This is a genomic window from Bradyrhizobium jicamae, from assembly GCF_018130215.1.
Taxonomy (GTDB): domain Bacteria; phylum Pseudomonadota; class Alphaproteobacteria; order Rhizobiales; family Xanthobacteraceae; genus Bradyrhizobium; species Bradyrhizobium jicamae_A.
In genome coordinates this window covers 12,594-27,825 of sequence record NZ_JAFCKQ010000028.1, presented here as the reverse complement: position 1 = coordinate 27,825, position 15,232 = coordinate 12,594, and the positions used below count along the sequence as shown (strand labels likewise).

Genomic DNA, 15,232 nt, shown 5'->3' with positions numbered 1-15,232 from the left:
GGTCCGCATGATCTTCGACATGGAGACGCTGCAGGCGCAGAACCGCTACAAGATCCTGACGGCCACGGTGACGCCGCGACCGATCGCCTGGGTCACCACGCTCTCCGCGGCCGGCGTGGTCAATGCTGCGCCGTTCAGCTTCTTCAACGTGATGGGGCATGAACCCCCGACGGTTGCGATCGGGCTGCTGGCAGGCACGGGGCGGTTCAAGGACACGGCCGCGAACATCCTCGATACCGGCGAGTTCGTCGTCAACCTCGTCGCGGAGCGCAATGCCGAGGCCATGAACGTCACCTGCATCGACGCGCCGCCCGAGATCGACGAACTGGAACTGGCCGGGCTGACGCCGGCTGCCTCGCAGGCGGTGCGTCCGCCGCGCATCGGCGAATCGCCGGTATCGTTCGAATGCCGCGTCCTCGCCTCGCTGGTAACGGGACCGCGGCAGACCGCGGTGATCGGCCGCGTGGTGTGCGCCCATGTCGATGACGAAGTGATCCTCGACAAGGAGCGCTGTCACATCGACACCGAGCGGCTGCGCCTGATCGCCCGCATGCACGGCAGCGGCTGGTATGCGCGCTCGACCGACCTGTTCCAGATCGATCGGCCGACCTGGGCGGCCCGGCAGCAGAACAACATCGAAGCGAATCCTGCTTAAGCGCTGGACCGGAGGGCATCTTGAAGATCGCGGTATTGGGTGGAGGAAACGGTTCGTTCGCGGCGGCCGGGGACCTGGCATTGGCCGGTCACGATATCAGGTTGTGGCGGCGAAACCCCGGGGATGTCGAGGCGCACCGTGCGCAGGGTGGCACGATCGAGGTCATCGACCGGTCGGGCCGTCGTGACGCGAAGCTCGCGACGATCACGCCGTCGATCGCGGACGCCATCGAGTCGGCCAACCTGATCCTTTGTCCGGCTCCAGCGTTCGCGCAGGCAGCGATCGCGAAGCTCGCCGCGCCGCATCTGCGTGACGGCCAGGTCGTGTTCCTGCCGCCCGGCACGTTCGGCTCCTACATCTTCGCCCGTGCCGCGCGGGATGCCGGCAATCACGCGGAAATCGCAACGGCGGAGACCGGTACCCTGCCGTGGCTCGCGCGCAAGCAGGGAACCTACGCGGTCCGCATCTCCGGTCGCGGCGCGCGGCTGCCGACCGGCGTGTTCCCGTCACGGTTGGCACCGCAAGCGCTCGCCGTGATCGGACGCGCGTTTCCGAACGCGATCGAGCCCTGCGGCGATGCGCTGTCGGGTGCCCTGATGAACGCCGGTCCGATCATCCATCCGCCGCTGATCACCATGAACGCCGGCCCGATCGAGCATTTCGACAAATGGGACATCCACAAGGAGGGAACGCAGCCCGCGATCCGTCGTGTCACCAATGCGCTCGACGCCGAACGCATCGCCATCCGCGAAGCCCTCGGCTATCGCGGGCCGCATTTCCCGCTCGCCGACCACTATTCGCGCGACGGCGAACCCTGGATGTATGCCCGCGACGCGCACGAGCAGCTCACGGATTCCGGCGACTGGTCGGAGCGCCTCATCCTGGTCGAGCACCGCTACATGCTGGAAGACCTGCGCCTCGGCCTGTCGTTCCTCGCGTCGGTGGCCGCCCTTGCGGGCGTCCAGACGCCGCTGGTGAAGGCGTTCCTTGCGATCGGCTCCGCCATCACAGGTCAGGACTTCGCGGTGACCGGCCGCACATTGTCCTCGGTCGGCCTCGGCGATCTCGACCGGGCCGCGTTGCAGATCCATCTTGCCGAGGGCTTCAAATGAAACCGGTGATCGGTTGTCTCGGCGCCGGACGGATGGGCCGCGGCATCGCTGTCGTGTTCGCGTTCGCCGGCCACGAGGTTGTCGTCGTGGACTTCAAGCAGCGCGAGCGGTCGGCATTCGATGCGTTGGCCGCCGAGGCTGCTGCAGAGATCCGATCGACGCTTGATATCCTCGCGCGGATCGATCTGCTCCGGCCGGAGCTCGTGGCTACGATCGCCGACCGGATCAGGATCGTGCCGAGGGATGAGGCCGCGGCCGTGCTGCCGCGCTGCGGCGTCGTCTTCGAAGGTATGCCGGAGATACTCGACCTGAAGCGGACAGCGCTGGCCGAGGCCTCGCGCCTCGCCGGCGAGGGCCCGATCATCGCCTCGACCACGTCGACGATCCTGGTCGACGATCTCTCCGGCTCGATCGAGCATCCCAACCGCTTCCTCAACGCGCACTGGCTCAATCCGGCCTATCTGGTGCCGTTGATCGAGCTGTCGCCCGGCAAGCTCACCGCGCCTGATGTCACGGCGCGGATGAAGGCGCTGCTCGAAGGCATCGGCAAGGTGCCGGTGGTGTGCGCGGCACGGCCCGGCTTCATCGTGCCGCGCATCCAGACGCTCGCGATGAACGAGGCGGCGCGCATGGTGGAGGAGGGCGTCGCGTCGGCAGAGGATATCGACAAAGCCGTCATCTACGGCTTTGGCTTCCGCTTCGCGGTGCTCGGCCTGCTCGAATTCATCGACTGGGGCGGCGGCGACATCCTGCATCACGCCAGCCGTTACCTGGCCGAGGCGCTCGGCGACAGCCGCTACGCGGCGCCCGACATCATCGCGGCGAACATGCGCGACGGCCGCATCGGCATGAAGACGGGGCAGGGCTTCATGAACTATGAAGGCCTCGATCAGGCCGCCTATCGCGAGCGGCGCCTTGCGGCCTTTGCCTCGGCGCTGCGCGCCATGGGCCTTGCGCGCGAGCCTGTCGCCTGAAGGAATTTCAACTCAGCCGCGACCATCCAGCACACGCGCATTGGCTCACTCAGCTGAGCTAGGACTGTAGTCCGCAACCGGGAGCCTTGTCTCGGGACACAAAATTCTGTTTGCTTATGTGACCATGAGCAAGAAGGGCCGAAGCGGCAGATGGGAAGATGGCTTCCCGCCGGGCGGGAGCGGGGTGGACGCGCTCATGCGTGCGTTCGATCGGTCCACGACCACCCTGGGGCCGATATCCGAGTGGCCTGCGCATCTCAAGAGCGTGGTCCGCTTCATGCTGCCTGCCAAGGCGCAGATCGTGCTGTTTTGGGGGCCGGAGTTCATCGCCCTATACAACGACGCCTACGCACCCACCATCGGTCAGAAGCATCCGAGGGCGCTTGGACGACCTGCGCGGGAGAACTGGGCGGAACTATGGGATGACCTCGAGCCTTTGCTGCGGCGCGTTCTCGAAACCGGCGAGACGGTGTTCGCCAAGGACCGCCCCTTCTACATCGAGCGGCACGGCTACCCCGAGGATGTTTATTTCGACATCTCCTACTCTCCGGTTCACGACGAGGCGGGAGAGATCGGGGGCGTCCTCTGTATCGTCAGCGAGACAACCGAGCGGGTGGTAGCTCAGCGAGAACTGGCGAAGACCCAAAAGCGGCTTAGCCAAGCCCTGAGTGCCTCCGGGATGATAGGCACCTTCGACTGGCATGTGCAAACGGACACCTTCTATTCCGACGCTCGCTTCGCAGAGATGTTCTCGGTCGATCCCGCCAAGAGCGAAAAAGGCGCCCCCTTGGCCGAGTACCTCGCGGGCATTCATCCCGAGGACGTGGAGCGGATTACCGAGGCCGTGAACCATGCGCTCGCCAGCGTAGAGAAGTACATCGAAGAATACCGGCTGCTCCAGAAGGACGGAACGATACGCTGGGTGGAGACGCGTGGCGAGTGTCTGCGCGACGACAATGGCAACCCTTCCCACTTCGTCGGCGTCGTGGTGGACATCACCAACCAAAAGGAAGCCCAGGAGCGTCAACGGCTGCTCGCTCGGGAGGCAAACCACCGGGTTAAAAACCTGTTCGCCGTCTTCCATGGCATCATCAGTCTGAGCGCGCGGTCGGCGCGAACGCCAAAGGAGATGGCTCAATCTCTTCGGGGGCGGCTCGACGCACTGATGCGGGCCAAGGATCTTATCCGTCCGGGGATCATGGGTACGGAACACGAAAGCGAGCGGACGACGATGGATGCACTTGTGCGAACGGTGCTGATGCCTCATGACGATGGCACCTCTCGCATCGTCATGGGCGGGCCTGATGTAACGGTGGGTGCGAGGGCCGTGACCAGCCTTGCCCTTGCGCTGCATGAGAGCGCGACGAATGCGACAAAGTATGGTGCATTGTCGGAGCCGAACGGTGCGATCCGCATCAAATGGGAGGCGAGGGATGGCGACTTCCATCTTGAGTGGGAGGAGACCGGTGGCCCTCAGATTGTCGCCCCGCCGCAAGCTGAAGGATTCGGCAGCATACTTACGCAGCGCAGTATCACGGATCAACTTGGTGGCAAGATCGAGTACGACTGGCAGCGGAACGGCCTCAAGCTAAGGGTGACGGTTCCTTTGGATCGCCTTGGGGTCTAGTCCTTCATTTGCAGTCGATGCGATTTGCGAAACACGGAAAAAGGGCCGCTAGCTGAAGCGGCCCTGACCGGTGAAATCCGTCCGATAACGCTAGTCGCAACGGCGGACCCTGCGGACCGAACCGTCGTCGCGCTCGATCGTAACGGTGCGGCATCCGCGATATCCGCGATCATAGTCGTAGGCGCGATAAGCGGGCCGATCATAATCTCGGTAATAGCGGTGGTGCGGACCAACTACGACGCCGCCCAGTGGAGTTTCAACGGCAACCTGAGCCGACGCGGGGCCAACGGAGATCGGTGTCGCGATAGCGAAGCCTGCAAACGCCAGTGCACCAGCCAGTGACAGAAGTTTCATAAGCGATTCCTCCTCTGTGGTTCCAGTGCTTTCCAAACGTCACAGAAAGGGCGAGGTTCCAATTTGGCTTTTTCCCAATCGACCGCTTTGGTGACATTAACGATGCTGACGTTGAAGAAGGTTTTTCTGGAACTGGGTTTGGGCCTGTGAGTTATCGGCGAACAACTCAGGAGGAAATTATGGATTTCGGAAAGGGTGCCATCCTTTGGTTGCTTGGTGTGCCGCTGCCCGTCATTTTGCTTATTGCGCTGTTCTGGCATCACTAGGAATGGACCTGCCTCTGATGCCCTGCGAGGTGCGGTTCTAAGTCCCGCAACTGGTCTCTAATGTCCGCCGAGGTAGGCCGCGATCAACTTCGGATCGTGGATCAAGGTGTCCGCCGGCCCCGACTGGATGACCTCGCCGGTTTCAAGCACATAGCCGTAATCGGCGGTCTCCAGCGCGGCGCGGGCGTTCTGCTCGACGATCAGGACCGATACGCCGAGACTGCGCAGCGAGGCGATGGTGCGGAAGATCTCGCGGACGATCAGCGGCGCCAGGCCGAGGCTGGGCTCATCGAGCACGAGCAGCTTCGGCTTCGCCATCAGCGCGCGGCCGAGCGCCAGCATTTGCCGCTCGCCGCCCGACAACGTGCCGGCGGCCTGCTTGCTGCGCTCCTTCAGTCGCGGGAAGCGGTCGAACACGTCGTCGAGACTCTTTCGTGTCGTCGAGCGATCGCGCAGGCTGTAGGTGCCGAGCAACAGATTGTCGGCGACTGACATGTCGGAAAACAGCTCGCGCTTCTCGGGCACCAGACAGAGGCCGCGCTCGACGCGGCCCTCGACGTCGACCTTCGCAAGATCGGCGCCCCGGAAAAGCATCCGCCCGGTCGAGCGCAGCAGACCGATCGCCGCCATCAGCAGCGTCGTCTTGCCGGCGCCGTTCGGGCCGATCACGGTGACGATCTGTCCTTCCTCGACGGACAGCGAGACGTTCCGCACCGCCTCCACCTTGCCGTAGCTGACGGACACATTCTCGATCGAGAGCATCCCGGTCATGCGACGCCTCCGAGATAGGCTTCCTGAACCCGGGCGTCGCTGCGGATCGCCGCCGGTCCGCCCTCGCAGAGCTTAGAGCCGAAATCGAGCACCACGATGCGGTCGACCAGTGACATCACGAACTCCATGTCGTGCTCGACGAGCAGGATCGTCAAATGGTCGGCGCGCAGCGAGCGCAGCAGCTCGGCGAGCTTCTGCTTCTCCTGACGGCGCAGGCCGGCGGCGGGCTCGTCGAGTACGAGCAGGGTCGGGTCGGCGGCGAGCGCGCGGGCGATCTCGAGCACACGCTGATTGCCGAGCGGCAAATTGCCGGCGAGTTCGAACGGCTTGTCGGCGAGGCCGACCCGTTCGAGCTGGCGCAGCGCTTCATAGCGAGCACTGGCTTCTTCGGCATGATTGAGCCGCAGGGCGCCGGCGAGCAAGCCGGTCGTGGTCCGCGAATAGGTGCCGAGCAGAACGTTGTCGAGCAGCGTCATGTGCGGACGCAGCTTGACGTGCTGGAAGGTGCGGGAGATTCCGGAGCGGGCAATGCGGAACTGGGGATCATGGGTGATCGACCGGTCAGCGAACTTGATCTCGCCGCTATTGGTGCGGAGCGCGCCGGTGAGCAGGTTGAACATCGTGGTCTTGCCGGCGCCGTTCGGCCCGATCAGACCGAGGATCTCGCCGGAGCGCACCTCGAAGCTGACATTGTTGACAGCGACCAGGCCGCCAAATCGTCGTTGGGCACCGCTGACCTTGAGGAGCAGGGTGCCGGGTGCCGGCTGCTCGCGGCGTGGCAGCGGCGCGGCGGTTTGCGGGCGGGACATTTTCAGGCCCGGCAGGAAGCCCGAGAAGAATGGCACGATGCCTTGCCGTGCCCGTTGCAGGAACAGGATGAACAGCGCCGAGAAGGCCACGATCTCGAGCTGGCCCGAGGCGCCCTTGGCGATCAGCGGCAGGTAGTCCTGCACGGAGTTCTTCAGCAGCGTCACGATGGCGGCGCCGACCACGCCGCCCAGGATGCTGCCGGACCCGCCGACCATGGCCATCATCAGGTACTCGATTCCCATGCTGGCATCGAACGGCCCGGGACTGACGAAGCGGCCGAGATGAGCATAGAGCCAGCCGGACAGCGCGCCGAGGAATGCGGCGATCACGAACGTCACGAGGCGGATCCGGAATGCGCTGATTCCGAGGCTTTCGACCAGCGTGTTGCCGCCGCGGAGCGCGCGCATGGCGCGACCGATGCGGGAATCCAGCAGGTTGTAGCAGAGCAGCAGGACGGCACCGACGATGGCCCAGATCAGGAAATAGATCTGCCAGCTTTCGACCAGTGCGACCGGGCCGATCGAGATCGGGGGAATGCCGGAGATGCCGTTATGTTCGCCGAGCCCCTCGATGTTGCCGAACAGGAACGCGATCGCCAATCCCCACGCGACCGTGCTCAGCGACAGGAAATGTCCCTGCAGGCGCAGCGTCACGAGACCCAGGATCGCTGCGACGCTGCAGGTCAGGACGACCGCCAGTGCAAGGCCGAGCCAGGGCGAATAACCGTTCAGCGCCGTCACCCACGCCGTGGAATAGGCCGCGATGCCGACGAAGGCCGCCTGGCCGAACGACACGATGCCGCCGACCCCGGTCAATAGCGCAAGCCCGATGGCGGCGAGCGCGTAGATGCCGATGTAGTTCAGCAAGGTGATGCTGAAGGGATTGAGGACAAGCGGCGCTGCGATGATGCAGGCGACCACGGCTGCAACGATGAGGCGGATCTGCGCCAGGGTCATTCCTCGACTTCCTCTTCGGAATGCTGCGAGGCGAGCGATCGCCAGAGCAGGACGGGGATCAGCAGCGAGAAGACGATGACGTCCTTCAGGGTGCTGCTCTGGAACGAGGCGAAGCTTTCGAGGATGCCGACGCCGAACGCTCCGAGCGCGGCCCCGGGGTAGCTGATCATGCCGCCGATGATGGCGCCGACAAACGCCTTCAACCCGAGCAGGAATCCGGAATCGTAGAAGATCGTGTTGACCGGAGCGATCAGGATGCCGGAGACACCGGCCATCAGCGATCCCAGCAGATAGGCGATCGTCCCGGCGCGTGCCGGCCTGATGCCCATCAGCCTGGCGCCGGTCCGGTTGAGGGCCGTGGCGCGCAGCGCCTTGCCGAGCAGGGTGAAATCGAAGAACAGGAACAGCAGGCCGCTGAACACCAGCGCCGCGGTCAGGATCAGCACCGTCTGTCCGGGAACGTGCACGTCGCCGATGTCGAGCGCGAGCGATGTCAACGGCTCGGTCCTGACGCCTTCAGGACCGAAGAACAGCAATCCGAGCCCGACCAGCGCGAAATGGAGCGCGACCGAAACCGTCAGCAGCAGCAGAACCGAGGCATCTGCGATCGGGCGAAACACGATCCGGTCGAGCAGCGGTGCGATCGGCAGGATGAGCAGCAGCGCGAGCACGATCCTGATCGGCATCGGCGGGCTGATACGCATCACAAGCCAGACGATCCCGACCGCGAGCAGGGGAAGCACGAGATAGCCGAGCACGGCCTTCGGCGCCGCGCGAAGCTCGCCGGCGCGCGCGAGCGACGCCAGCTCCATCACGCAGGCCATGCAGGCCAGCACGACAACGAGCCCCACCGTACCGGGAAGCTGCCTGGCGTCGAGCGCCGCCAGCGTGAGTGCAGTGAACGCCGCAATGTCGCCGAACGGAATGAAGATCACCCGCGTCACGGTGAAGATCAGCACGGTGCCGATCGCCACCAGGGCATAGACTGCCCCGGTCGCTATTCCATCGATTGCAAGGATCGCTGCGATGTCTGCCGTCATGCCTTGGGTCGTCCTTTGCGCCGTCCTTTGCCGTTGGCCCTCTGCTCAGGGCTCGTAGGTCCAGGCGCCGTTGACCAGGCGGACGATCACCAGCGCGCGCTCGTCAACGCCGTGATAGGCGCCGGCCTTGAAGTTGTAGATCGCATGCACGCCGGCGAGTTCCCTGGTGTTGAGGATCTCGTCGCGCAGGGCCTTGTGGAACTCGGCGGTGCCGGGCTTCGCGGTCTTCAGCGCGCGCTCCGCGGCTGTCGTGAAGATCTTCCAGCCGTCGAAGGAATAGGCCGAGAAGCCGTCCGTCGTCGGCATGTTGTTGGCCTTCTGGTAGGCCGCGCGGAACTCGAGCGCGAGCTTCTTGGCGAAATGACTGTCCGGAAGCTGTTCGGCAACGATCACCGGACCGGCCGAGACCTGAATCCCCTCGGCAGCCTTGCCGCCGACGCGCACGAAATCGGGATTGACCAGCGCGACCGTGCCGTAGGTCTTGCCCTTGAAGCCGCGGTCGGCGAGCGCAAGCAGCGGCAGCGCGCCCTGCGTGCCGGAGCCACCGATCAGCACCGCATCGGGACGTGTCGCCAGCACCTTGAGGATCTGGCCCGTGACCGAGGTGTCGACGCGCGCGTAGCGTTCGTTGGTCAGCACCTTGATGCCTTCGCCGGCTTCTGCCGCCTTGGCGCCGTTGTAGACGAGATCGCCCCATGCGTCGGAGAAGCCGATATAGCCGACGTTCTTGACACCATCGCGCTTCATGCGGTCGGCGACGACCTTGACCAGCAGCGAGGCGGGCTGCGGAACGGAGATGCCCCATTGATCCTCGGGATTCGGCTGTCCGGTGACCGGGGAGACGGCGATCATCGGGACCTTCAGCTCGGTCGCGACCGCCATCATGGCGATGGTCGAGGGCGCAGTGGCCGTGCCGATCAACAGATCGACCTTTTCTTCCTCGATCAGCTTGCGTGCGGCGCGGGTCGCGGCGGAGGGATCCGAGCCGTCGTCGAGCTGGATCAGCCGGATCTTCTCGCCGTTGACCTCGCCCTTGTATTCCAGCGCGGCCTGGATGCCGCGTCCATAGGGGATGCCGATCGACGCGCCGGGTCCACTGAGCGACGTCACGAATCCGACGACGATGTCGGCGCGCGCGGTCGAGGCCGTGACGAGGCCTGCAGAGAGTCCTGCCACGAGTGCAGTCAAACTCAAGATCTTGCGCATTGCGTTCCCCTTGGTTGAAAACAGCCGCTAGCTGAGCGAGATGTCAGTGTGTACAGAGACGGGATCGATGGGAGTGGTGAAAATGACCACGAGCAGAGCCGGCCTGAGCCTCGAGCGCCGCTTCGTGGCAACGCAGCATGGTCGCATTCACGTGGCCATGGCCGGAGCAGGCTTTCCGGTGCTGCTGCTGCACCAGACGCCGCGCTCGTGGGACGAGTATCGCGATGTGCTGCCGCTGCTCGGCCGCGATTTCCGCGCGATCGCGATGGACACCCTCGGCTTCGGGGATTCCGACCGGCCGGCCGGCGAACCCTCGATCGAATTGTGGGCGCAGGCCGCGCTCGCGCTGCTCGACGCGCTGGATGCACCTCGCGCCGCGATCGTCGGCCATCACACTGGAGCCGCGATCGCGGTGGAAATCGCGGCTTCCGCGCCCGCACGTGTCGGCGCGCTGGTGCTGTCGGCCTGTCCCTTCGTCGATGCGGCGCGGCGCGCCAAGCACGAGGGGATGCGGGTGATCGACGATGTCGAAACGCGCGCCGACGGCGCGCATCTCGCCGAGCTGTGGGCGCGCCGCCAGCCGTTCTATCCTGCCGAGAATCCTGATCTGCTGCGACGCTTCATGATCGATGCCTTGCGCGCCGGCGAGATGGCCGCGGAAGGCCATCGGGTGGTAAACCGCTATCGGATGGAGGACCGTCTCGGACACATCCGCTGCCCAACTCTGGTCATTGCTCCGACATGCGATCCGCACGCTCATCCTGCGGCTCCCAAAGTCGCTGGAGCGATCGGCGGCAGTGTCCTGCGCGAGCTGTCAGGAGGCATGGTGCCGCTTCCCGACCAGATGCCGGAGGCGTTCGCCGGCCTCGTGCGTGAATTCGTGGTCGCTCACGTCGAAGCCTGACCCGGTATGGCCGCGGCAGGCGAGGGGAGCCCCGCCGGCAGCACCTGTTGTTCCGAGGTCGATGATCTCAGCCACGATGGAGAAACCCTTGATCGACGCGACTTGGGACGCGGCATGCGTCCGCGCGGCGTCGCTTGCCAATTATTTAAAGCCTAAAGTATCTGTCGGTCGAACGTCAATACACCCTTCGACGAAAAATTGGCCGCGGCAGGTGCCGTCGCGAAAGCCGAATTCGCTTGTGCAAAAGGGAAAGGCGCAGTCTGCCTGTCGTTTCGGCAAGCCGTTCCCGCCGTTGGTGAAGTGTGCTGGCGTGCCGTTCAATTGACGCCAAAATTATTTTGTGCTTGAAATAATTCCGTCGATGAGACCGCGCCGTTGCTGCGGCACGCGTTGACCACGACAGGCTTGTGTGTGTCGTCGGCCCAGACTTTGACGGTTCGAGGATCGGCACGGTCGCCTGTGAGCAGGATATCCGCTGTGCGCATCTTCTGGCAGAGCTTCGTCGACCAGGCCACCAGCGCGCCCTATATGGCGCAGCTCGCAGCCTATCTGAACGAGATCGCCGCACCCGGCACCACTGTCCATGTCGAGGGCATCACGCCGGCCGATCGCGATTTCGGACGCCTGAGCGAATTCCGCTGCGCGATCCAGGCGGTCGACAACGGGCTTGCGGCCGAGGATCGCGGCTTCGACGCCTACGTGATGGGTCACTTCCAGGATCCCGGATTGTACGAGCTTCGCTCGGCCCTGGCGATACCGGTGATCGGTGCCGGCGAGGCGACGCTGCTCGCAGCGTCGCAGCTGGGTCGTCGACTCGGGCTTGTCACGCTCGATCAGGCTTTCGAGGTTTGGCACTACGAGCAGGCTGACCGATACGGCCTCGGCGGCCGCGTGGTGCACGTCACCGGCATGGGCTGCCGTCCCGAGGATTTCAGCGCCGCGTTCGCCGGCGATGCCGAGGCCAAAGCGCGCATGCTGCGCGACTTCGCCGCCTGCGCGCAGCCGCTGCTCGATCACGGCGCCGATGTGGTGATCCCTGCCGGCGTTTTGCCAGGTCTGCTGATCGCGAGCGAGCACGGTTTCAAGATCGGTCATGCGCCGGTGGTCAACTGCGCGGCGGTCGCGCTGAAGAGTGCCGAGATGTGGGTGCAGTTGCAGCGTCTCAACGGCACCGGGCCGAGCCGCGGGCCGAGTTTCGCACTGGCGAATGCGCGCGCCCGTCAGGATTTTCGCGCGCTGGTGGCGACGATCCCGACCGCCGAACCCAAGGTTCGTTGAGAGCACAGGAACCCGGCAGCCCGATGCAAAACACCATCCGCACACCTTACGACCGGGTCGTGATGGCGGTTCCCGTGACGATTCCCTACGTGCGCTACTCGATCGAGAGCGCACAATGGTGGATCGGCCGCGCGCTGAGATCGCTGGTCGATGGCGCCGGGATCACGCCGCGCGACATCGACGGATTCTGCGTGTCGAGCTTCACGGCCGGGCTCGACAGCGGGATCGGCCTGACCCAGCATTTCGGCCTTTGCGTGCGCTGGGTCGACACCATTCCGCTCGGCGGAGCCAGCGCGATCGCTGCGCTCCGCCGCGCCGCGCGGGCGGTGCAGGCCGGCGACGCCCGGATCGTGGCCTGCGTGGCCGGCGACACCAACCACGTCGATTCGTTCCGCTTTACGCTGGAGAACTTCTCGCGCTTCAACCAAGACGCCGTCTATCCCTATGGTGCGGGCGGCGCCAATGCCAGCTTTGCGCTGATCGCCCGCAACTACATGCGCACGTTCGGCGCGCGCCGCGAGGATTTCGGAAAGATCGCCGTGGCACAGCGCGCCAACGCGTTGCGCAATCCCAACGCCTTGATGAAGTCGCCGCTGACCATCGAGCAGTATATGGCGGCGCGGCCGATCGCCGACCCGATCCATTTGTTCGATTGCGTTATGCCCTGCGCCGGCGCCGAGGCGTTCCTGGTGATGGGAGAGGATGTCGCCGCGTCGCTGAAGCTTCCGGCGGTGAAAATCCTTGCCACGATCGAGCGCCACAACGCATTTGGGGACGACCCGGTGCAGGTGCGTGGCGGCTGGGCGATGGATGTCGACGAGCTCTACACGATGGCCGGAGTCAAGCCCGATGATCTCGATTTCGTCGAGACCTATGACGACTACCCCGTGATCTCGATGATGCAGTTCGAGGATCTCGGCTTCTGCCGCAAGGGCGAGGGACCGGACTTCGTGCGGCAACACGACTTCACGATCGACGGCTCGTTTCCGCACAACACCTCGGGCGGCCAATTGTCGGTCGGGCAGGCCGGCGCCGGCGGCGCCTATCTCGGGGTTGTCGAGGCGATGCGCCAGGTTCTTGGGCTCGCCGGCCCGACCCAGGTCAAGGATGCGCGCATCGGGTTGGCATCGGGCTTTGGAATGATCAATTATGATCGCGGCCTTGCCTCGGGCGCAGCGATCCTCGCGGGACCAGGCGCATGATCGAGCCGATTGCAAAACCGCGCCGGAAGAATCCGCTTGCCCGGACCCGGCTGCCGACGTCGCCGCCGCATCCGCGCAGTCGCAAGTCGCATGGTTTGACGCGCGCCGCAGCCGAAGGCCGCTTCATGCTGCAGCGCTGCGGTGCCTGCGGCGCCTTCAGCTATCCGGCGCGCGATGCCTGTCCGGCGTGCCTGTCCGCCGATCTCGCCTTCGTGGACGCGCCGCGGCGCGGCACGCTGCTCAGCGAAACCACGCTGCACGTCCCGGCCGATGTGCATTTCCGCGAGCGCGCACCATGGCGCGTCGGCCTGGTGGCGATGGACTGTGGGCCGCGGCTGGTGACACACCTGCATGCCGATTGCGAGGAGGGCCGGCCGGTCGTGATGTCGTTTCAACTCGACAAGAGCGGGCAGGCCGTGGCCTTCGCATATCCCGAACGTGAGACCCCCAACATGACCGACGACAGGCAGTGGCGGGAGATGACCGCCGACCCGAAATTCCGGCGCGTCCTGGTGACCAACGGGCGGAGCGTCGTCGGCCAGGAGGTGGTGACCGCGCTGAAGTCAGCCGGCGCATCGATCCTGTTCGTCGGCGTCGCCGAACCGTGGAAGCCGTTCCGCGGCGAGGAGGCGTTGCGCGCGCTCGAGGGCGTCCAGATCGTCCCGCTCGATATCGGCGACGAGAAGTCGGTCATGGATCTTGCGGCCGATATCGGCGGCAAGGTCGATATCCTCGTGAACACGTCGGAGCACGTTCGAGCCGGCGGGCTGCTCGATCGCCAGGGCACCAGCGTCGTGCGCGACGAGATCGACCAGAGCTATCTCGGCTTCGTGCATCTGGCGCAGGCGTTTGGACCGGCGATGCGCGCGCGGGGCGCCGACGGCGTCAACAGCGCCGCCGCCTGGGTCAATATCCTGTCGGTCTATGCACTGGCGAACTGGCCGGCGTTCGGCGCCTATTCGGCGTCGCAGGCTGCCTGTCTGTCGCTGTCGCATTGCCTGCGCGCGGAGCTTCGGCCCGGCGGCGTCAAGGTGGTGAATGCGTTTGCCGGGCCGCTCGATACCGAGTGGTTCCAGACGGTGCCGCCGCCGAAGGTCGCGCCCCGCGTGCTCGCGTCGGCCATCGTGTCGGCGCTCAAGCGCGGGTTGGAGGACATCTACGTGGGCGATGTCGCCGAGGACGTTCGCCAACGCCTTGCGGCGAACCCCAAGGCGGTCGAGCGTGAGCTCGGGGCATAAGCGAGCTTGAAAACGGGAGAAGCGCAATGGACAGCAACAGCCTCATGCAATTTGCCGGCGCGGTCGCGTCGGGCGCGGTGCGGGTCGTCGACCTGACCTTCACTCTCAGTCCGGATTTCCCTGTCATCGTGCTGCCGCCTGAATTCGGCCAGGCCGCGCCGGTGCGCATCCAGAAGATTTCGCAGTACGACGCTGCGGGCCCCGCCTGGTACTGGAACAATTTGACGTTCGGCGAGCACACCGGCACGCATTTCGATGCGCCGATCCACTGGTTCACGGGCAAGGACCTGCCGAACAATTCGGTCGACACGCTGCCGCCGCGCGACATGATCGCGCCGGCCTGCGTGATCGATTGCTCGACTGATGCCGCGAGGGACCCGGATTTTCTGCTGACGATTCCGGCCGTCGAGGCCTGGGAGAAGCGCCACGGCCGGATTCCCCAGCGCCACTGGGTGCTGCTGCGCACCGACTGGTCGAAGAAGGGCTGGCGCGACTATGCCAATCTGAAGGACGACGGCGCCCATACGCCGGGGCCGGATGCCGCCGTGATGCGATGGCTGGTCGAGGAGCGCAGCGTCATCGGCTTCGGCACCGAGACGATCGGGACCGATGCCGGGCAGGGCGGTCATCTCGATCCGCCCTATCCGGCGCACCATTTCCTGCACGGCGGCGGGCGCTACGGCCTGCAGTGCCTGTGCAATCTCGATCAGCTGCCGCCGACCGGCGCCGTCGTCGTTGCCGCGCCGCTGAAGATCCAGAACGGCTCGGGCAGTCCGCTGCGCGTGCTTGCGCTGGTACCTTCAGCGTAAGGCCGGAGATTTTTCGTCCACATCGAGTGA

13 protein-coding genes are annotated in these 15,232 nt (G+C 65.2%); 9 read left to right on the top strand and 4 right to left on the bottom strand.

What is annotated here, in order from left to right; all coding sequences use genetic code 11:
- Positions 1-7: 7 nt before the first annotated feature.
- The 4 genes from JQ586_RS25740 (at position 8) to JQ586_RS25725 (ending at position 4,368) form a co-directional block, all read left to right on the top strand.
- Positions 8-655, top strand: a complete 648-nt coding sequence (locus JQ586_RS25740) for a flavin reductase family protein (RefSeq protein WP_212397416.1) — start codon at positions 8-10, stop codon at positions 653-655.
- A 20-nt stretch (positions 656-675) separates the two neighbouring features.
- Positions 676-1,767, top strand: coding sequence for an NAD/NADP octopine/nopaline dehydrogenase family protein (locus JQ586_RS25735; RefSeq protein ID WP_212397415.1), 1,092 nt, complete (start codon positions 676-678; stop codon positions 1,765-1,767).
- Complete coding sequence (locus tag JQ586_RS25730; RefSeq protein ID WP_212397414.1) at positions 1,764-2,741, top strand: 3-hydroxybutyryl-CoA dehydrogenase; 978 nt, start codon at positions 1,764-1,766, stop codon at positions 2,739-2,741. The genes JQ586_RS25735 and JQ586_RS25730 overlap by 4 nt, the downstream gene beginning before the upstream one ends.
- 196 nt (positions 2,742-2,937) lie before the next feature.
- Positions 2,938-4,368, top strand: a complete 1,431-nt coding sequence (locus JQ586_RS25725) for a PAS domain-containing protein (RefSeq protein ID WP_249148139.1) — start codon at positions 2,938-2,940, stop codon at positions 4,366-4,368.
- A gap of 677 nt (positions 4,369-5,045) precedes the next feature.
- On the opposite strand, the gene JQ586_RS25720 is transcribed toward JQ586_RS25725, so the two are convergent.
- From JQ586_RS25720 to JQ586_RS25705, 4 genes are read right to left on the bottom strand one after another with little or no spacing between them, the layout of a single operon-like run.
- Complete coding sequence (locus JQ586_RS25720) at positions 5,046-5,759, bottom strand: ABC transporter ATP-binding protein (RefSeq protein ID WP_212397412.1); 714 nt, start codon at positions 5,757-5,759, stop codon at positions 5,046-5,048.
- Positions 5,756-7,525 (bottom strand): ABC transporter permease subunit, encoded by a 1,770-nt coding sequence (locus tag JQ586_RS25715; protein WP_212397411.1) that lies wholly within the window; start codon positions 7,523-7,525, stop codon positions 5,756-5,758. Before JQ586_RS25715 ends, JQ586_RS25720 begins: the two co-directional genes overlap by 4 nt.
- Positions 7,522-8,565 carry a branched-chain amino acid ABC transporter permease gene (locus JQ586_RS25710; protein WP_212397410.1) on the bottom strand — a complete coding sequence of 348 codons (1,044 nt, stop codon included), beginning with the start codon at positions 8,563-8,565 and terminating at the stop codon, positions 7,522-7,524. The genes JQ586_RS25715 and JQ586_RS25710 overlap by 4 nt, the downstream gene beginning before the upstream one ends.
- A gap of 45 nt (positions 8,566-8,610) precedes the next feature.
- Complete coding sequence (locus JQ586_RS25705; protein WP_212397409.1) at positions 8,611-9,771, bottom strand: ABC transporter substrate-binding protein; 1,161 nt, start codon at positions 9,769-9,771, stop codon at positions 8,611-8,613.
- A gap of 82 nt (positions 9,772-9,853) precedes the next feature.
- On the opposite strand from JQ586_RS25705, the gene JQ586_RS25700 reads away from it, so the two are divergent.
- The 5 genes from JQ586_RS25700 to JQ586_RS25680 all read left to right on the top strand — a co-directional run bounded on the left by JQ586_RS25700 (position 9,854) and on the right by JQ586_RS25680 (position 15,202).
- Complete coding sequence (locus tag JQ586_RS25700) at positions 9,854-10,675, top strand: alpha/beta fold hydrolase (protein ID WP_212397408.1); 822 nt, start codon at positions 9,854-9,856, stop codon at positions 10,673-10,675.
- Between the two features lie 477 nt (positions 10,676-11,152).
- Complete coding sequence (locus JQ586_RS25695; protein ID WP_212397407.1) at positions 11,153-11,953, top strand: aspartate/glutamate racemase family protein; 801 nt, start codon at positions 11,153-11,155, stop codon at positions 11,951-11,953.
- Between the two features lie 23 nt (positions 11,954-11,976).
- On the top strand, positions 11,977-13,155 hold the full coding sequence (locus tag JQ586_RS25690) for a thiolase family protein (RefSeq protein WP_212397406.1): 1,179 nt from the start codon (positions 11,977-11,979) through the stop codon (positions 13,153-13,155).
- Positions 13,152-14,393, top strand: a complete 1,242-nt coding sequence (locus tag JQ586_RS25685; RefSeq protein ID WP_212397405.1) for an SDR family NAD(P)-dependent oxidoreductase — start codon at positions 13,152-13,154, stop codon at positions 14,391-14,393. Before JQ586_RS25690 ends, JQ586_RS25685 begins: the two co-directional genes overlap by 4 nt.
- A 26-nt stretch (positions 14,394-14,419) precedes the next feature.
- Positions 14,420-15,202: a cyclase family protein gene (locus JQ586_RS25680; protein ID WP_212397404.1), complete on the top strand. Its 783-nt coding sequence runs from the start codon at positions 14,420-14,422 to the stop codon at positions 15,200-15,202.
- Positions 15,203-15,232 lie beyond the last annotated feature (30 nt).